The organism is Paenibacillus chibensis, assembly GCF_004001045.1.
Taxonomy (GTDB): domain Bacteria; phylum Bacillota; class Bacilli; order Paenibacillales; family Paenibacillaceae; genus Paenibacillus_AQ; species Paenibacillus_AQ chibensis.
In genome coordinates, this window is record NZ_BIMK01000005.1 from 74903 (window position 1) to 90372 (window position 15470).

Genomic DNA, 15470 nt, shown 5'->3' on the forward strand with positions numbered 1-15470 from the left:
AAGTGCTGATTCCTGGTTCTCCGGGGATTGGTTTTTTTGTGTCTTGGGAGCAGAAACGGCCCTCTTGGCGGAGGGCCGTTTCCGGGGAGTCCTTAACCGAGCCGCTCCAGCATTTCCATGCAAGCGCGGCCGTTGTGGTACGGGCATTTCCAGGCACTGACCTTTGGTTGGCATCGGTTCGGACGCCCGTCCCGGTCGGCGTTCCAGAACCATTCGCCATGCTCATGGTCGATGAGGCTTGCTTCGATGAACTGCCAGGAGCGGTAGGATGCATCGCGGAACCGGTTTTGGCCGGTCAGTTGATACGCGTTGTAGAAGCCGACCATCGCTTCCGCCTGCGGCCACCAATCCTTTCGGGCATCGATAACCCCCGCGGGGTCCGCTTCGTTCACCATGCCTCCATCCGGGTCGACGCCGCACGCCAGCGCATGCTCCGCCATGGCGATTGCCGTTTGCTTAACACGCTTGAGAAGCGTAGCATCCCCGAGCACTTCAGCAGCTTCGACCAGCAGCCAGCTGCCTTCGATATCATGGCCATAGGAAATATGATCTGATTTGGACGCCCAAGCCTCGTCGAAGAACAAGAGGAAACGGCTTCGGTCGGGATGGACGATATGATCCAGCGTCACCTCAATCAATTCGGCCAGCGTTCGCCGGAGTTGTTCGCTCTGCCACACGCGCAGCAGATTGGTGTAAGCCTCCATCACATGCAGGTGGGTATTCATCGATTTGTGCTCGTTCAGGTCTTGATCGCTCAGGCTGAAATCTTCTGTTGGCTGCCATTCCCGTGACAGGGCTGCGATATACCCTTTATGCACGGCGTCGTAGCTGTGCTTCTCCAGCATCCTGAACAGGTCGACGGCAAGCTCGAGGGCCTCCTCATGCCCGGTCGCCCGGTGATACTCCGACAAAGCATAGATGGCAAAGGCTTGCCCGTACACCTGTTTTTTATCATTGGATACGCTGCCGTCCGCATGGAGCATCCAGTACATGCCGCCGTGCTCACGGTCCACGAAATAGCGAAGGAGGTAGTCGTACGCACGCTTCGCGGTTTGCCGGTAAGCTTCCACCCCATCAAGGCGGTAAGCCGCCGCAAACGTCCATAGGATGCGGGTATTCAGCACCAGGCTTTTGTCGGCTTGCGGGGTCACCGTAAGATCCGGCATAATTTCGCCGAGAAATCCCCCGTGCGTCTCATCCGGCGCGTGTTTCATCCAGAATCCGAGAATGCCGTCGGTCAGCTCCTGTTTCAGCCTGGATTTCCATGTCGCGGCTGGCTTTGTTTCAGCGTGCATCAGGCAAGGCCTCCTTCCGACAAATGCGTTTTGGTCTCGTAAAATCCGCGAATGATCCGCTCGGCTTGTTTGCCATATGGACAATAGTCGTCATTAGCGGCGGCTGCATCAGGCGAATAAAGCGAGGCAGGCCAATCCCATAGCATAAAACCGGAAATCCAGCCCCGCGGTCCGCAGCTGTCGAACATCCGCGCATAGTATTCGGCCTGCTCTTCTTCGCTGGGGTCTCCCGCCAGTCCCCAGTCATTCGGGATTTGGCTGGAGCCGGTGCGGCTGGGGCAGCCCGCTTCCATGAAAAAGAAGGGCTTGCCGTGCTTCTTCACTACCGGCTCAATCCGGTTGAGCTGCTCCTCCCAGGCTCCAACGGGATAATATCCGCTAGACGATATCACATCCACGGCATCCCACCACCGGACCTGCTCCTCTTGATACTTATCGCAGTTATACGTAATGAGACCGGAATAAATCTTGCGTACCTCCTGGATCAGCTGGCGCCATTCCTTTTCCCGGCGGTCGGTCTGAACCATCTCGCAGCCGACGCACAGCATGTCGCATCCGGCTTCTTCGGCTATATTCGCATAGTGAAGAATGAAGCGGGTATAAGAGGAAAACCAGTCGGACCATTTCGGCTCGCAAGGCACGTCGATATCGAAGAAATTGATGTGGGCCCTCCATGTGCCGTCCGCACAGTTGACAACAGGCTTCAGACAGACGCGGAGCCCGAGCCTTTTCGCTTCACGAATCGCCTGTTTGACTTCGCCGTCGGTGACGGTCGGCTCCTTTTCAAAACGGATTTCTGTAGACTGCGCCGTATCCTGAAGCGCTCCGAGCGCGATGGCCGTCCAATTGACCCCCAGCGTGCGCTTCATCTCCTTCATGGAATGCTCTGCCGCCGGCGTACTCCATGTACCGCGAATGCCGGTCCATCCCCAGGTCATCCCCGCGATATAACCGAATCGTTGTTGTGATTGCACTTCAAACGCCTCTTCTCCAAATAAATTGTTAGTATATAATTTATTTTGTTATGATAACTTCTTATATTTTTTATAATACGAATCTGAAAATATAGCAACATTTTAAATTTAATGGAAAAATAAAGTGCTATTTTTCAGTTTGAATACGTCATTGCAAATAAAAAACACAATGAATAGAAGTATTAGGCTCTGTAAAAACATTTTTATAAATAAAAGTTAGCTTTTTGTTATTAATGACAATGTAAGACCAGAAATAAAAATGTAGACCATTTTTTAGCATATTTACATCCTCTATAATCAAATTTGTAAACGCTAACAATAAAGAAATGAGGGGAAGTTCATGAAGAAACTATTTTCGTTATCATTGATTATGTGTTTAATGATAACAGCATTGGCTGCGTGCGGCGGCCAAGACAATGCGACAAAGGGAAAAAATGGAGCGGATACGGCAGGTTCGGACAAAAAAACGGAAACGACCGATACCGGCAGCGCCAAAGACGACGGCCCCAGCGGCAAGCTAGTCTTCCTGACAAACCGTACGGACATGATCGGCAAGGAGTATGACGACTATAAAAAACGCTTTGAAGAGAAATATCCGAATGTGGATTTGCAGTTCGAAGCGATTACCGATTATGACAAGAACGCGAAAATTCGTATTTCCTCCGGTCAATATCCGGATGTGCTGTTTGTTCCGACCATTCCGAACGCAGACCTTCCGAAATATTTTGAGCCGCTCGATGACATCCAGTTCTCGGGAGATCTTTATTTCAAGGATGCGAAAGTATTGGATGGCAAAATGTATGGTGTTTCTTCCGGCGCCTCGACCGTAGGGATCGTATACAACAAGAAGGCGTTCGAGAAAGCGGGCATCACTGAAATGCCGAAGACCTACGATGAATTCCTGGCACTTTGCGAAAAGCTGAAGAATGCCGGCATCGTGCCGCTAGCCTCCAACTTCAAGGATAAATGGCCGCTCGATACCTGGGTGTATGACGTTCCATCCATTATCAGTGGTAAAACGGATCATGAGATGAAACGGGCCGAAACCGATACGCCATATACGATGGACAATGAATACGGCAAATCGTGGAGCATTTTGCGTGAACTGCAGCAGAAGGGATACCTTGAGAAGGACGTTAACTCCACGAACTGGGAGCAGTCCAAAAAGGATATTGCGCAGGGCAAAATGGCGATGTACCTGCTCGGCAACTGGGTCATTAACCAGGTCATCGACAATGGAGCTGCTTCAGAGGATATCGGCTTTTTCCCGTTCCCGGCGGACAACTCCGGGCAATATAAGGCTCCTCTGAATCCGGACTTTTTCTACGCTGTCAACAAAAACGGCAATGTGAAGGCTGCAAAAGCATTCATTCAATGGATGGTGGAGGATTCTGGGTATGAGGATTTTGCCGGATTCATCCCGGTGCTGAAAAACAAAGAACCGAAGCTGCCGCAGCTGGCGGAGTTTAACAATTACAAACCGCAGTTCCTGGAGGCTGTTTTCGGGGATGATACGGCAACGGCGATTCAAAATAAGGCCCAAATCGATCAGCAGGCCATGGTGCAGGAGTTCGTATTGAGCAAGGATCCGCAGAAGGTGCTGGACAAGTACGACGCCGCCTGGGCGAAGGCGAAGAAGAGCTTAGGCAAGTAATCCTCGCTTGAGGATAAAGACAACCGATCGCTGTTTGTAACGCAACGGACATGCCGCTGCGGCTAGTCGGATAGATGCCCGGCAGCTGCGCGGCTGGTCTGTTTGCGCGGGGTGCAGCCATCATTCATGTAGGAGGAAGGGATACCATGCTCAGCCATCTTTCGTTTCGCAAGCAGAAGACCATCGTCATGATTTTGTTTATCATCATGCCGCTGCTGCTGCTGCTTACCTTTGCCTATTATCCGGCCCTGGAGCTTATACGGCTCAGTTTTACCAATTGGGATGGACTCAGTCCGGACAAACAATGGATCGGATGGGAGAATTATAGAGAGGTCTTTTCCAATCCGGAAATTTTCGGCGTGTTTAAGCATAATCTGGCATACTTCGTTGTGGGGATTGTTCAGAACATCCTAGCGATCTATTTTGCGGTCCTGCTGAACAGCAAGCTGAAAGGAAAAATGTTTTTCAGGCTGCTGTTATTTTTGCCCTATATTCTGAACGGTGTTGCCGTGGCTTATCTGTTCGGATATGTATTTGATACGACGCAAGGTTCCTTGAATACCCTGCTCGGAGCGTTAGGCCTTCCATCCGAAACGAGCTGGCTCGGAAGCGAATCCTTCGTGAACTACACGCTTGCCTCGATCGGGCTATGGCGCTTCATGGGCTTTAACATGGTGGTGTACCTGGCTGCGCTGCAGTCGATTCCCAAAGACATTTATGAAGCGGCGGCCATTGACGGTGCCAGCGGCTGGCAGTCCTTTACCCGCATTACGCTTCCCAACATATATCAGATCATAGAGCTGAACCTCTTCCTGACAGTGACCGGGGCGCTCGAGGTGTTCGATATTCCGTTCGTGCTGACCCATGGCGGCCCGGCAGGAGCGAGCGAAACCTTCGTCATGAAAATTCTGGAGACGGCGTTCCAGTTCAATAACTATGGGTTGGCATCTGCCATGAGCGTCGTGCTGCTGGTGATCGTCATTGCCGTGTTGGGCGTGCAGCGGTATTTCTTGAACAGGGGGAGGGCTTAAGGCATGGTTACGCAAAAAAGTGGCGCCAATTACGCGCTTCAAACGCTCAAATACATCTCTTTGCTGATTGCGGTGTTTGTCATTCTTTTTCCGCCGTACATTATTGTGGTCAACGCCTTTAAAACCAAGGAGGAGTTCCTGGGCAAGCCGACGTTGTCCCTGCCGGACAACTTCCTCAATTTCAGCAATTTCATTCATGCGTTTAAGCAGGCGGATATGGGGCTGGCCTTCGGCAATACGATCCTCATTATCGTGCTGACGCTTGTATTGAACATTTTTCTCGGCTCCGCGTTCTGCTACGCGGTAGGGCGGTTCGATTTCCGGGGCAAGGGACTTATCGTGGGATTGTTTCTGTTTGCGACCATTATTCCGCAAATTACGACCCAGGTCGTGAATTTCAAAACTATTCAAGGGATCGGCCTGACCAACAACCTGCTGGGTCCCGTGCTGCTGTATATCGGAGCGGACATTATGCAGATCTACATTTATCTTCAGTTCATCCGGAATATTCCCGGCGAACTGGACGAAAGTGCAATGCTGGAGGGGGCTTCGCTGTTCCGGATTTACCGCTCCATCATCTTTCCGCTGCTCGCTCCGGCGACCGCGACGATTGTGATTCTGAAGACCATCGGCATTTATAACGACATGTTCACGCCGTATTTGTACCTTCCGAGACAGGAGCATGTGGTGGTATCCACGTCGCTGATGCGCTTTTTCGGCGTCAACAGCGGCGATTGGCAAATGGTATCCTCAGCGATTATGATTATCATGATCCCGACAACCGTCCTGTACCTGTTCTTGCAGCGGTATATTTTTGAGGGAGTCACCAGCGGTGCCGTGAAGTAGTCGGGCTTCGTTCCCTTAAGTGCTGGACCGATGCGACCGGGGACGTGCCAGGCAGCTTGGCGGGCAGCGTTGTGGCAGCAGCGAAAGGTTGTGATAAGCCTTGAATATCATCATTGTGGACGATGAAGAAATCATCCGGCTAGGCCTTGAAAGAATCATATCTCGAATGGATTTGGACGTAAACGTCATCGGGTCTTATGGAAACGGGATGGATGCACTCAATCAGATTATGAAATTGAGTCCAGACGAACTGGATTGTATCATTACGGATATTAAAATGCCGATGATGGATGGGCTGCGCTTCATTGAGCATGCCAGGGAAAAGATGGACCGGACGCCGGTCGTCGTGCTGAGCGGCTTCAGCGAGTTTGAATATGCCCGTCAGGCACTCCGCTTCGGCGTGATGGATTATTTGCTGAAACCGATCGACAAAAAGCAGCTTTACGAGCTGCTGCGAAGCCTGAAGCATAAAGGCGTGGATGAGAGCGGGGAGGAAGAGTCGCCGGTTGAATCTGCAGAGGGCGGGAGCGGTTGCTCGGATCCGCAGGCTGGGGAGCATTACGTCGTCGATCAGATCAAGGCTTTTCTGGATAAGGAGTATGACCGGAACTTTGAGCTGGAGCGTCTCGCCGATACGACCGGTATGAGTCCGAGCTATATCAGCCGCCTGTTCAGTGCCCAAACCGGCCAGACGATTACCGATTATCTGATCGAAGTGCGGATCGAAAAAGCGAAGCAGTTCCTGGTCGATCACCCGGATCTGAAAAATTACCAGATATCGCAGCTGGTCGGTTATAGTGATCCGGTGTATTTTAATAAGCTGTTCAAACGGATGGCCGGGATGACGCCGAAGGATTACAAGAAGCGGAATGCCAAATAAATATGAACAAAGAAAAGTCCCGCCCGGATGGCGAGACTTTTCTTGTTTTATGGAAAGGGCGGGTAAATTACCGCTTATGCATGAGGCAGGCCGCTGCTATTTCTTCGGCTGCTGGTTAACGTAGCTGTCGGACAGCTGGAGCAGCTTCAGTGCGCGGTCATATTCCTCTTTGGTCGTGCCTTGGCCGATCGAGCTTTTGCCGCTGAGCGGATACTGGGTTCCGTCCTCATAACCGCTGCCCGACATGAACATGGCATTGTCGTTCAGGAAGGAGCCTGTCGGCAGATAATAGCGTTCCGGCAGCAGATTGTACGTCTGATTGAGCAGATCCTGGCCGAAATGAATATGGTCCTTCATGGAAATCCCCAGCAGGTTGGCCACGGTCGGCATAATGTCCGACTGGGCGCCGACCTCTTCCCGGATTTGCTCATGCGAGATTCCGCTGCCGGTAATGATAAGCGGGATATTCAGCATATCCGTATAGGAATATTCATGACCGTAGATTTCTTCCATCAGCTTCTTGTCATCATGGTCAAGTGAATAGATCGGCAATCCCATGTGGTCGCCGTAGACGACGATCAGGCTGTCATCCCAGAGCCCCTTCTGCTTCAGCTCATCCATCAGTTGGCCGAAGGCGTAGTCGGCGTAGTTTTGGGCCCGGATATAGTCCCCGACGAAGGTGCCTTGATAACGTTCAGGCAGATCCATTTTATATTTGTTCGCCGGAATGGTGAACGGGTGATGCGCCGACATCGAGATGATCTGGGCGTAAAATGGCTTGCCTTCCTGGTCCAGCTCCTGCAGCTTGTCGGTAGATTTCTCGTACAGCACTTCGTCGGAGGCACCAAAGAACACCATGTCGTCCGTGCCGAAGAAGGTCTGATCGTAGTAATGCTGAAAGCCGAGGGATGAATAGAGCTCACCGCGGTTCCAGAAGTGCACGTTGTTCGTATGGAGCGTGAGCGTATTGTACCCGTTCGCTTCCATCAGACGCGGCAGGCTCGGAAGCTTTTTGTCGACATACTTCTGGGTTGCCGCGCCGTCTGGCGGAATGTAAAAGGACGTATTCACAACGAACTCCGCATCCGAGGTGTTTCCCTGTCCGACCTGCTGGTTGAAATTCGAGAAGTACAGGTTCTCGTTGGCAAGCTTGTTGATGTTCGGCGTAATTTCCTTGCCGTCGATTTTCAGGTTGATGAGGAAATTTTGGAATGATTCGAGCTGTACGATAATCAGGTTTTTGCCTTTGGCGTTTCCGAAATATTTCGGGGTTTCAGGCACGGTGATTCCCTTCAGCTTATCGATGGAAGCTTGGGTGATATCCTTCAGAGGCACAAGCGGTTCCTTTTTAAGCGATAAGATCGTATAGGCTTCATAATTCAAAATCCCCATTTGCTGAGCTTTCTTGATCTCGTTCATGCTGGCCCGGTTCGGCAGGATATTAAACAGGCAGATCACCAAACAAAGCATAAATACGACCGACACGATGCTTTTGCGGGTTTTTTGCTTGATGCTGATGCGCCAGCTTTTGACCCTGCGGCTTTTGAACAGCAGGACGAACAGCAGGATGATATCCGCGAATACAAGCAGGTAGTAGGGGTCCATCAAGGAAAATACGCTGCTCTTCACCTCGGTTACCTGGCCGACCTGGGCTAAAGCGTGGTAGGTCACGATCACGCCGTAATATTTGAAATACATAATGACCGCAAAAAAGACCCCGGTAAGTATCAGGTTCACGATGGTGTAATTCATTAATTTCCGTTTGGAAGAAAACCATTCAATCAAGCAAAACAGCAGCCAAATAAACGGCAGCTCTGTAATGAGCACCTTCCAAGGCAGCCAGTCGCCGAACGTAACGGCCCAGGCTAAGTATCCTTTTAAAAGCAAAATGATCGTAAACAGAACGAACGGCTTTTTTAAAAAATGGGCAATAGATTCACGTGACACGATACAACTTCCCTCCGTTGTCAAAAAAACAGCTGAAAAACCGGCAGATTTGCAGCAATCGGTTAAACAACTTAGCTGATAAGCTATTATAGTCCATGGAACGAACTAAAGAAAAGGAAAAAATCAGTTGGTTTACCGGAAAATAAATACAGAGATCGCAGCAGCGGCAGTTCCGTTTATAGCAATAAAAATATTATGACCTTGGGAGGTAGAGAAGTCAAAGTTCGATAAATACCTATATGGGTATGCAAAATAATAATGTGAGAATATTTAACATTATTTTTGTTTTATTTACTTTATTTGCATTGTGGTGGTCGGATAATTTGTGTAAAATAGCAAAAATACATTAAATGGTAAAATAAATAACAACACATGTGAGGTACATGAAGGGGATGGAGCGGAATGTTTGACTGGCTGGGGTTCAGAAAAGGGTTGCCGCTGTGGTGGTCGTTTCGATTGAACCGGGATTGGAAGGAAGACACCGGGCATGTATTTGAAGGAATCGCTCAACATCGAATGCACATCCTGCAGGGCTGGGCGGAGGATTATTGGGAGCATATGCAGCGGTTGCGGAGCCAGCTGCTGGAGGACAGGGAGGACCCTGCTGCGCTCGCAGCCTTGAGCCCGGGGGAGTGGGACGAAGCATGCGCAGCGGTGCGGAAGCGGGGAAAGGATTTCTCCGAGCTCTGCTTGGTGGACGGGCAGATGCGCGTCGTCTGTTCGACTTATCCGGAGCATGTAGGCAGCTTCATCACGGCCGGCGATGCCCTTTATTCCGGCCTCGAGGCGACCCGGGAAGGGGCACCCTGCCTTTTTGGGCCCTATGCCGATCCGCTAACAGAAGCAATCGGGCCGAGCACATCCGAATTTCATGACGCCATGACGATGATGTTCTTGCTGCCGGTCGCTGAAAAGGGAGTATGGGCCGGAGCCCTGTGCGGACGCGTTCCAAATGATGTGCTTGGAGACTTGATTCAGCGGGAATCGGGGCATATATATCCGGACTCCGGCGATAACTACATCTTTATGGCAAAGCCTGGACTGAACCGGCAGGTTGAGCCGGGGACGGCACTATCGCGCAGCCGCTTCGAGGATATTACGTTTACCCATGGCGACAATTTGAAGGATGGCGTCCGGACGGAATACGGCATCGTGCGCGTCGAGCGTCACACCGAGCTGGAGCTGGTCTTCAAGGATCCGGCCACCGGTGAACTGCATCCGGGCGTCAGGAACACCATTGCGAGCGGAGAGAACCTGTTTGTGGAGTTTCCCGGCTATCCCGATTACCGTCATGTTCCGGTGATTGGAAAAGGGGTTACGTTCCGGATGCCGCATTGCCCGGATATATGGGGAATGATGTGCGAGGGTGACCTCGAAGAGGTATACCGCATACGCAGTATCCGCTGGAAGCTGAAACGGATGCATTTGGGCGCTGCTGCAGCGGGGACGATACTGAATGCGGTGATGTTCGGCTTGCTGGCAAAGGGGCTTCCGCTCGCATTGGGCATCCTTATCGTGCTGATCGGAAATCTGCTGCTGGGCGCGGTAGTCGTCGGGATCCTTGAAAGAAAAGGCTCGAGGCCGACTGCCGCGCATTTGAGGGTTCTCAACCGCTTTATCCGGATCAATGCCGAGGGGAAGGGGGATTTGACCCAGAGGCTGGATCTCGGGCGTTTCGCGGACGATGAAGTGAAAGCGATCGGAAGATGGGTGAACAATATGATCGACTCGTTGGAGGCGATCATGCTGCAAGTGAAGCACGCGGCGGAGGATGTGCAGATCAGCCAGCTGGTCCAGCATGAGGGGGCCCGTTCGACGGGAAGCTCCGCCGAACGGGTCAGCGGCAGCATCCACAGCATGGTGAAGGGACTGCGTGCGCAGCTGAAAGATATAGACGTCGCCAAAGACGTTTCTGCGAAGATGAGCCATACGCTGCGGGAGCTGGAAGAGGCCGCTTCCCGGCAGATTGCCGTTGCCCAGGGCGAGGTCATGCAGATCGGCGGCAAAATGAAAGAAATTGAGGCGAAGATCGGCGAAAGCCACGAAACCATCCGCGGCTTTATGGAAACCACCCGCAGCGTCGGCAGTCTGCTGCAATCCATCGAGAACATATCCAACCAGACCAATCTGCTGTCGCTCAATGCCTCGATCGAGGCCGCGCGTGCCGGGGAGCATGGGCTTGGCTTCGCCGTCGTCGCCGGGGAGATCCGCAAGCTTGCGGAGCTGACCCGCCAGTCTGCGCTGCAAATCCAGAGCGCCCTGCAGCTGATATACGGACAGGTCGAAGTCTCGTTCCAGTCGATGAACGAAGGCTCCCAGGTCATCGCGGAAGGGACAGAGAGGGTGGCCACGGCAGCAGCGATGCTGGGAGAAGCAGGGGCGAACGAGAACTTGAAGCAGCAAATGGCTGTCGAGGTCGCCGCCCTGATGGAGCGCGTGGCCGCCGTCAGCGTCGAGAATCGGCAGATCTCCCTCGATGTGGAGGGCATGCTGCGAGAGCTGCAGGAGGATATCGGCAGGGTCAGGAGCGCATCGATCCATGCCGAATCCATCACCGGCGCGCTGCTGAAGTGGGTGAACCAGTTCCGGCTGACGGAGTCGCAGAAGCGATAGAGAATTCGGAACGGGGGTTAACTCACAAGGGAGCATGAATTGGAGAAGCTTTCTATATAATATAGAAGATAAAATAGAAGAAAGACGCGGAAGGCCGCTTGGAATATCGAAATGAGGGTCTCCTGCAGCCGCGCTTACGATACGGGCAAAAGAAAAAGCATCCGGTTACCCGGATGCTTTTCTCGTTTATATAGATTAATAACCGATATTAGATCACGCCTTGAGCGATCATCGCGTCAGCCACTTTGACGAAGCCTGCGATGTTGGCACCAACCACCAGGTTGCCTGGGTAGCCGTATTGTTCCGCCGCTTGGGCACTGTTGTTGTAAATATTGATCATGATCTGATGCAGCTTCTCGTCAACCTCTTCGAAGGACCAGGAGGTGCGGATGCTGTTTTGGGACATTTCCAGCGCGGATACGGCTACGCCGCCTGCGTTGGCTGCTTTGGCCGGTCCGAAGAGCACGCCGTTTTCGAGGAATACGTCGATCGCTGCGAGCGTTGAAGGCATGTTTGCACCTTCGGCAACGGCTTTCAGGCCGTTGGATACAAGCAGCTTCGCGGCTTCGGCGTCGATTTCGTTTTGCGTTGCGCAGGGCAGCGCGATATCGCAAGGGATCGTCCAGATATCCGAGCAGCCCTCGAAGTACTGCGCGCTCGGATGCTCGTTTACGTATTCGCTGATCCGTTTTCTTTCAACTTCCTTCAGCTGCTTCACCGTTTCGAAGTCGATGCCTTCCGGATCGTACACATAGCCTGCGGAATCGCTGCATGCCACGACTTTGGCGCCGAACTGGGTCGCTTTTTGGATCGCGTAGATGGCTACGTTGCCGGAGCCCGATACCACGACCGTTTTGCCGGAGAGGCTGTCGCCTTTCGCTTTCAGCATTTCGTTCACGAAATAAACTGTGCCGTATCCGGTAGCTTCCGGACGCGCGAGGCTTCCGCCGTATCCGATGCCTTTGCCGGTCAGAACGCCGGCTTCATTGCCGCTGCGGATGCGTTTGTATTGTCCGAACATGAAGCCGATTTCGCGTGCGCCTACGCCGATATCGCCGGCTGGAACGTCGGTGTCCGGACCGATGTATCTGTAGAGCTCGGTCATAAAGCTTTGCGTGAAGCGCATCACTTCAGCGTCCGATTTGCCCTTCGGATCGAAGTCGGAACCGCCTTTGCCGCCGCCGATGGGCTGGCCAGTCAGGGAGTTTTTCAAAATTTGCTCAAAGCCTAAGAATTTGATAATACTGGAGTTTACAGAGGGGTGAAAACGAAGACCGCCCTTGTACGGGCCAATGGCACTGTTGAATTGAACGCGGAAGCCGCGGTTGACGCGCACGGTTCCTTGATCGTCGACCCAAGGTACCCGGAAGGTAATTAGACGTTCAGGCTCAACCAGTCTTTCCAGGATACCGTTCTCCATGTACTTCGGTTCCTTGGCAAGCACGGGGACAAGCGAGTCGAGAATTTCCTTCACGGCCTGATGAAATTCACTTTCATTCGGGTTCCGTTTACATACCGTTTCGAAGACTTCATTGACGTAAGCTTTTGCTTTCTTTTCAGCGGGCAATTCTACATGCAAAAATGTCATTGGCTTCTCTCCTTATTCCCTAGATTCAAGATTACAGAATGCTGAAGCATTTAGGGTACTAAAGGCTTACGCATTCTGTAAGCATGAATCTGTATTTAAACAAGAATTATACACGAGAAGTTTGGAAATCTTCAACCCTTTAATACTTTAAATAGGCATTGAATTTTAACTTTTTTTATTTTCTGAAACATTTCAGACATTTTTTTGGAATATTTAACCTGAAATTGGCAGGGGGGTTAGGCTCTATTTTTAGGTTATGGTATGATGGGTAAAAATAAAAGGGGAACGGGTGATCTTATTGTCTGGCGATGATCTGGAAACGAATTTCGTCCGTATATCCGTGAGGCCGCTTGTGGAATATGTATTCAGCAGCGGGAGCATCGATTCCGGGTTCCGTACCGCAAGCACGATGCAGGAAGGAACGAGAATTCATCAGCAGGTGCAGCGGAACTACCGGGAAGGGGACGAGAAGGAGCTGTATCTCCACACCGAAATGCCGCATAACGGCATCCGGTACCGGATCGAAGGGCGGTGCGACGGGCTGATCCAAACCGCAGAAGGCTGGATGGTCGACGAAATCAAATCGACGGCGGCGGGCCTGGACACGCTGGAAGGCGGGCGCCCCGTGCACTGGGCTCAAGCGCAGGTCTATGCCTATATGGTAGCGCAGGAGCGTCAGCTTGAGCAAATCGGTGTACAGCTGACTTACGTGGACACGGGGACCGGGGAAGAGCGGCGCTTCAAGCGCGCATGCACGTTGGCCGAGCTGACGCAATTCGTGCAAAGCGTCGTGGAGCGGTATGCGCCTTATGCCTCCCTGCGTCTCGCGAATGCCGCTAAAAGAGACGAGAGCATCAGGTCCCTGCCCTTTCCGTTCGATGCGTACCGCGAAGGACAGCGCAAGCTGGCAGGAGCGGTTTACGGCGCGATCCGGGAGAAGAAAAAGCTGTTCGCCAAGGCGCCGACCGGGATCGGCAAAACGATGTCGACCTTGTTCCCTGCGGTGAAGGCCATCGGGGAGGGGCTGCTGCAGCAGATGTTTTATCTGACGGCCAAAACGATTACGCGCACCGCCGCGGAGCAGGCACTCGGGTTGATGAAGGAGAAGGGGCTGTTTCTGCAAGCGCTCACCATCACCGCCAAGGACAAGGTGTGTTTTCAGGAGGAGACGCTATGCGCCAAGGAGGCATGTCCGTTTGCAGACGGTTATTATGATCGCATCAATGGAGCTGTTCTGGATATCTTGTCCCATGAAACCCTCATGACCCGGCAGGTTATTGAACAGTACGCCCGCAAGCACAAGGTCTGTCCTTTTGAATTTTCGCTGGATACGGCTTACGCGGTCGATGCGGTGATATGCGATTATAACTATATTTTTGATCCCAGGGTCTCCTTGAAGCGGCTGATCGAGGAACAGAAGAAGCGGACGGTGCTGCTGGTCGACGAGGCGCATAATTTGGTGGACCGGGGCCGGGACATGTTCTCCGCAGCCATCTCTAAAGCGGGCTTCTTACAGCTGAAAAGGGAGTATAAGGCAGTGAACCGGGGGATCGCGGATGCGGCGGATGCCGTGAATAAATATTTTATCGGACTCAGAAAGGCGTGCGGCGAGGCGCGGATGCAGCTTTCGAAGGAAGCCCCGCAGGAGCTGGCAGACCTGCTTGAAGCCTTTGCAGGCGAAGCGGAGCGCGCACTGGCCGCGGGAGGCGATAACGAGCCGCTGCTGCTGGACGCGTATTTTGCCGCCCAAAACTTCATTCGCATGGCCAAGCTCTATGACAGCCGCTATATCACCTATGCCGAGGTCCAGCACAGCGACGTCACGATCAAATTACTCTGTCTGGATCCGTCGTACCTGCTGACCCAGGCGGCGAAAGGCTTTCGATCGGCCGTGTTTTTCTCTGCGACGCTTTCCCCCTTGTCGTACTACAGGGACATGCTCGGGGCTGATCCGGAGGATTACAGCGTCTCGGTCGCTTCGCCGTTCCGCCGGGAGCAGCTTGATGTGCGGATCGTGCCGGTATCTACGCGATACCGCGACAGGGAGCAGACGCGCGAGCAGCTTGCCGATTTGCTGCATGGCCTGGTTTCGGAGCGAAGCGGCAATTATATGATCTTTTTTCCTTCTTATCAGTATTTGCAGAGCGTGTATGAAGTTTTCACAGGCAAGTACCCGGAGATTCAAACGATTGTGCAGGGTTCAGGCATGGGAGAGGAGGAGCGGGAGCGGTTTTTGGACGCCTTTCAAGCCGATAATCGCAAGACGCTGGCCGGGTTTGCGGTGCTTGGCGGCATTTTCTCGGAGGGCATCGACCTTCAGGGCGACCGACTGATCGGCGTAGCGGTGGTCGGCGTCGGTCTGCCGCAGCTTGGGCTGGAGCGCAACTTGATCCGCGACCATTTTAACGGCGAAGGCAAAAACGGTTACGACTATGCTTACGTGCTGCCGGGCATGAACAAGGTGCTGCAGGCCGGAGGCCGTCTGATCCGCTCCGAGCAGGATGAGGGGGTGCTGTTGCTGATCGATGACCGTTTCCTGCAGCCGCATTACATGCGGCTGCTGCCCGAGGAATGGAAAGACGACGCGTCCGAGTAGCAGCCTGCGGCGTACCGAAATGAGAGATAGCCGCACATCTTGGCGT

10 protein-coding genes are annotated in these 15470 nt (G+C 52.7%); 6 read left to right on the forward strand and 4 right to left on the reverse strand.

Annotation, left to right across the window (positions count from 1 at the left end; genetic code table 11):
• Positions 1 to 92 precede the first annotated feature (92 nt).
• The gene (locus tag PCH05_RS05385) at positions 93 to 1295 is read right to left on the reverse strand and encodes an AGE family epimerase/isomerase (protein WP_127601340.1); all 1203 of its coding nucleotides are present in this window, start codon (positions 1293 to 1295) and stop codon (positions 93 to 95) included.
• The gene (locus tag PCH05_RS05390; RefSeq protein WP_127601522.1) at positions 1295 to 2233 is read right to left on the reverse strand and encodes a glycoside hydrolase family 113; all 939 of its coding nucleotides are present in this window, start codon (positions 2231 to 2233) and stop codon (positions 1295 to 1297) included. The genes PCH05_RS05385 and PCH05_RS05390 overlap by 1 nt, the downstream gene beginning before the upstream one ends.
• Before the next feature lie 415 nt (positions 2234 to 2648).
• Here PCH05_RS05390 and PCH05_RS05395 point away from each other — a divergent pair, with 415 nt between their 5' ends.
• The 4 genes from PCH05_RS05395 (at position 2649) to PCH05_RS05410 (ending at position 6680) form a co-directional block, all read left to right on the forward strand.
• Positions 2649 to 3923 (forward strand): ABC transporter substrate-binding protein, encoded by a 1275-nt coding sequence (locus PCH05_RS05395; protein ID WP_246049371.1) that lies wholly within the window; start codon positions 2649 to 2651, stop codon positions 3921 to 3923.
• Between the two features lie 146 nt (positions 3924 to 4069).
• Entirely contained in the window at positions 4070 to 4954 is an 885-nt protein-coding gene (locus PCH05_RS05400) for a carbohydrate ABC transporter permease (protein ID WP_127601342.1), read from the forward strand.
• 3 nt (positions 4955 to 4957) lie between these two features.
• Positions 4958 to 5800, forward strand: a complete 843-nt coding sequence (locus PCH05_RS05405) for a carbohydrate ABC transporter permease (protein WP_127601343.1) — start codon at positions 4958 to 4960, stop codon at positions 5798 to 5800.
• 100 nt (positions 5801 to 5900) lie between these two features.
• Positions 5901 to 6680 (forward strand): response regulator transcription factor, encoded by a 780-nt coding sequence (locus PCH05_RS05410; protein WP_127601344.1) that lies wholly within the window; start codon positions 5901 to 5903, stop codon positions 6678 to 6680.
• 96 nt (positions 6681 to 6776) lie between these two features.
• On the opposite strand, the gene PCH05_RS05415 is transcribed toward PCH05_RS05410, so the two are convergent.
• Complete coding sequence (locus PCH05_RS05415) at positions 6777 to 8627, reverse strand: LTA synthase family protein (RefSeq protein ID WP_246049372.1); 1851 nt, start codon at positions 8625 to 8627, stop codon at positions 6777 to 6779.
• Between the two features lie 402 nt (positions 8628 to 9029).
• Between PCH05_RS05415 and PCH05_RS05420 the strand changes: the two genes are divergently transcribed.
• A complete protein-coding gene (locus tag PCH05_RS05420; RefSeq protein WP_127601345.1) occupies positions 9030 to 11240 on the forward strand; it encodes a methyl-accepting chemotaxis protein in 2211 nt (736 codons plus the stop codon).
• Positions 11241 to 11448: 208 nt separating this feature from the next.
• Here PCH05_RS05420 and gdhA read toward each other — a convergent pair whose 3' ends face one another.
• Positions 11449 to 12828 (reverse strand): NADP-specific glutamate dehydrogenase, encoded by a 1380-nt coding sequence (gdhA, locus tag PCH05_RS05425; protein ID WP_127601346.1) that lies wholly within the window; start codon positions 12826 to 12828, stop codon positions 11449 to 11451.
• A 289-nt stretch (positions 12829 to 13117) separates the two neighbouring features.
• Here gdhA and PCH05_RS05430 point away from each other — a divergent pair, with 289 nt between their 5' ends.
• The gene (locus PCH05_RS05430) at positions 13118 to 15424 is read left to right on the forward strand and encodes an ATP-dependent DNA helicase (RefSeq protein WP_246049373.1); all 2307 of its coding nucleotides are present in this window, start codon (positions 13118 to 13120) and stop codon (positions 15422 to 15424) included.
• Positions 15425 to 15470 lie beyond the last annotated feature (46 nt).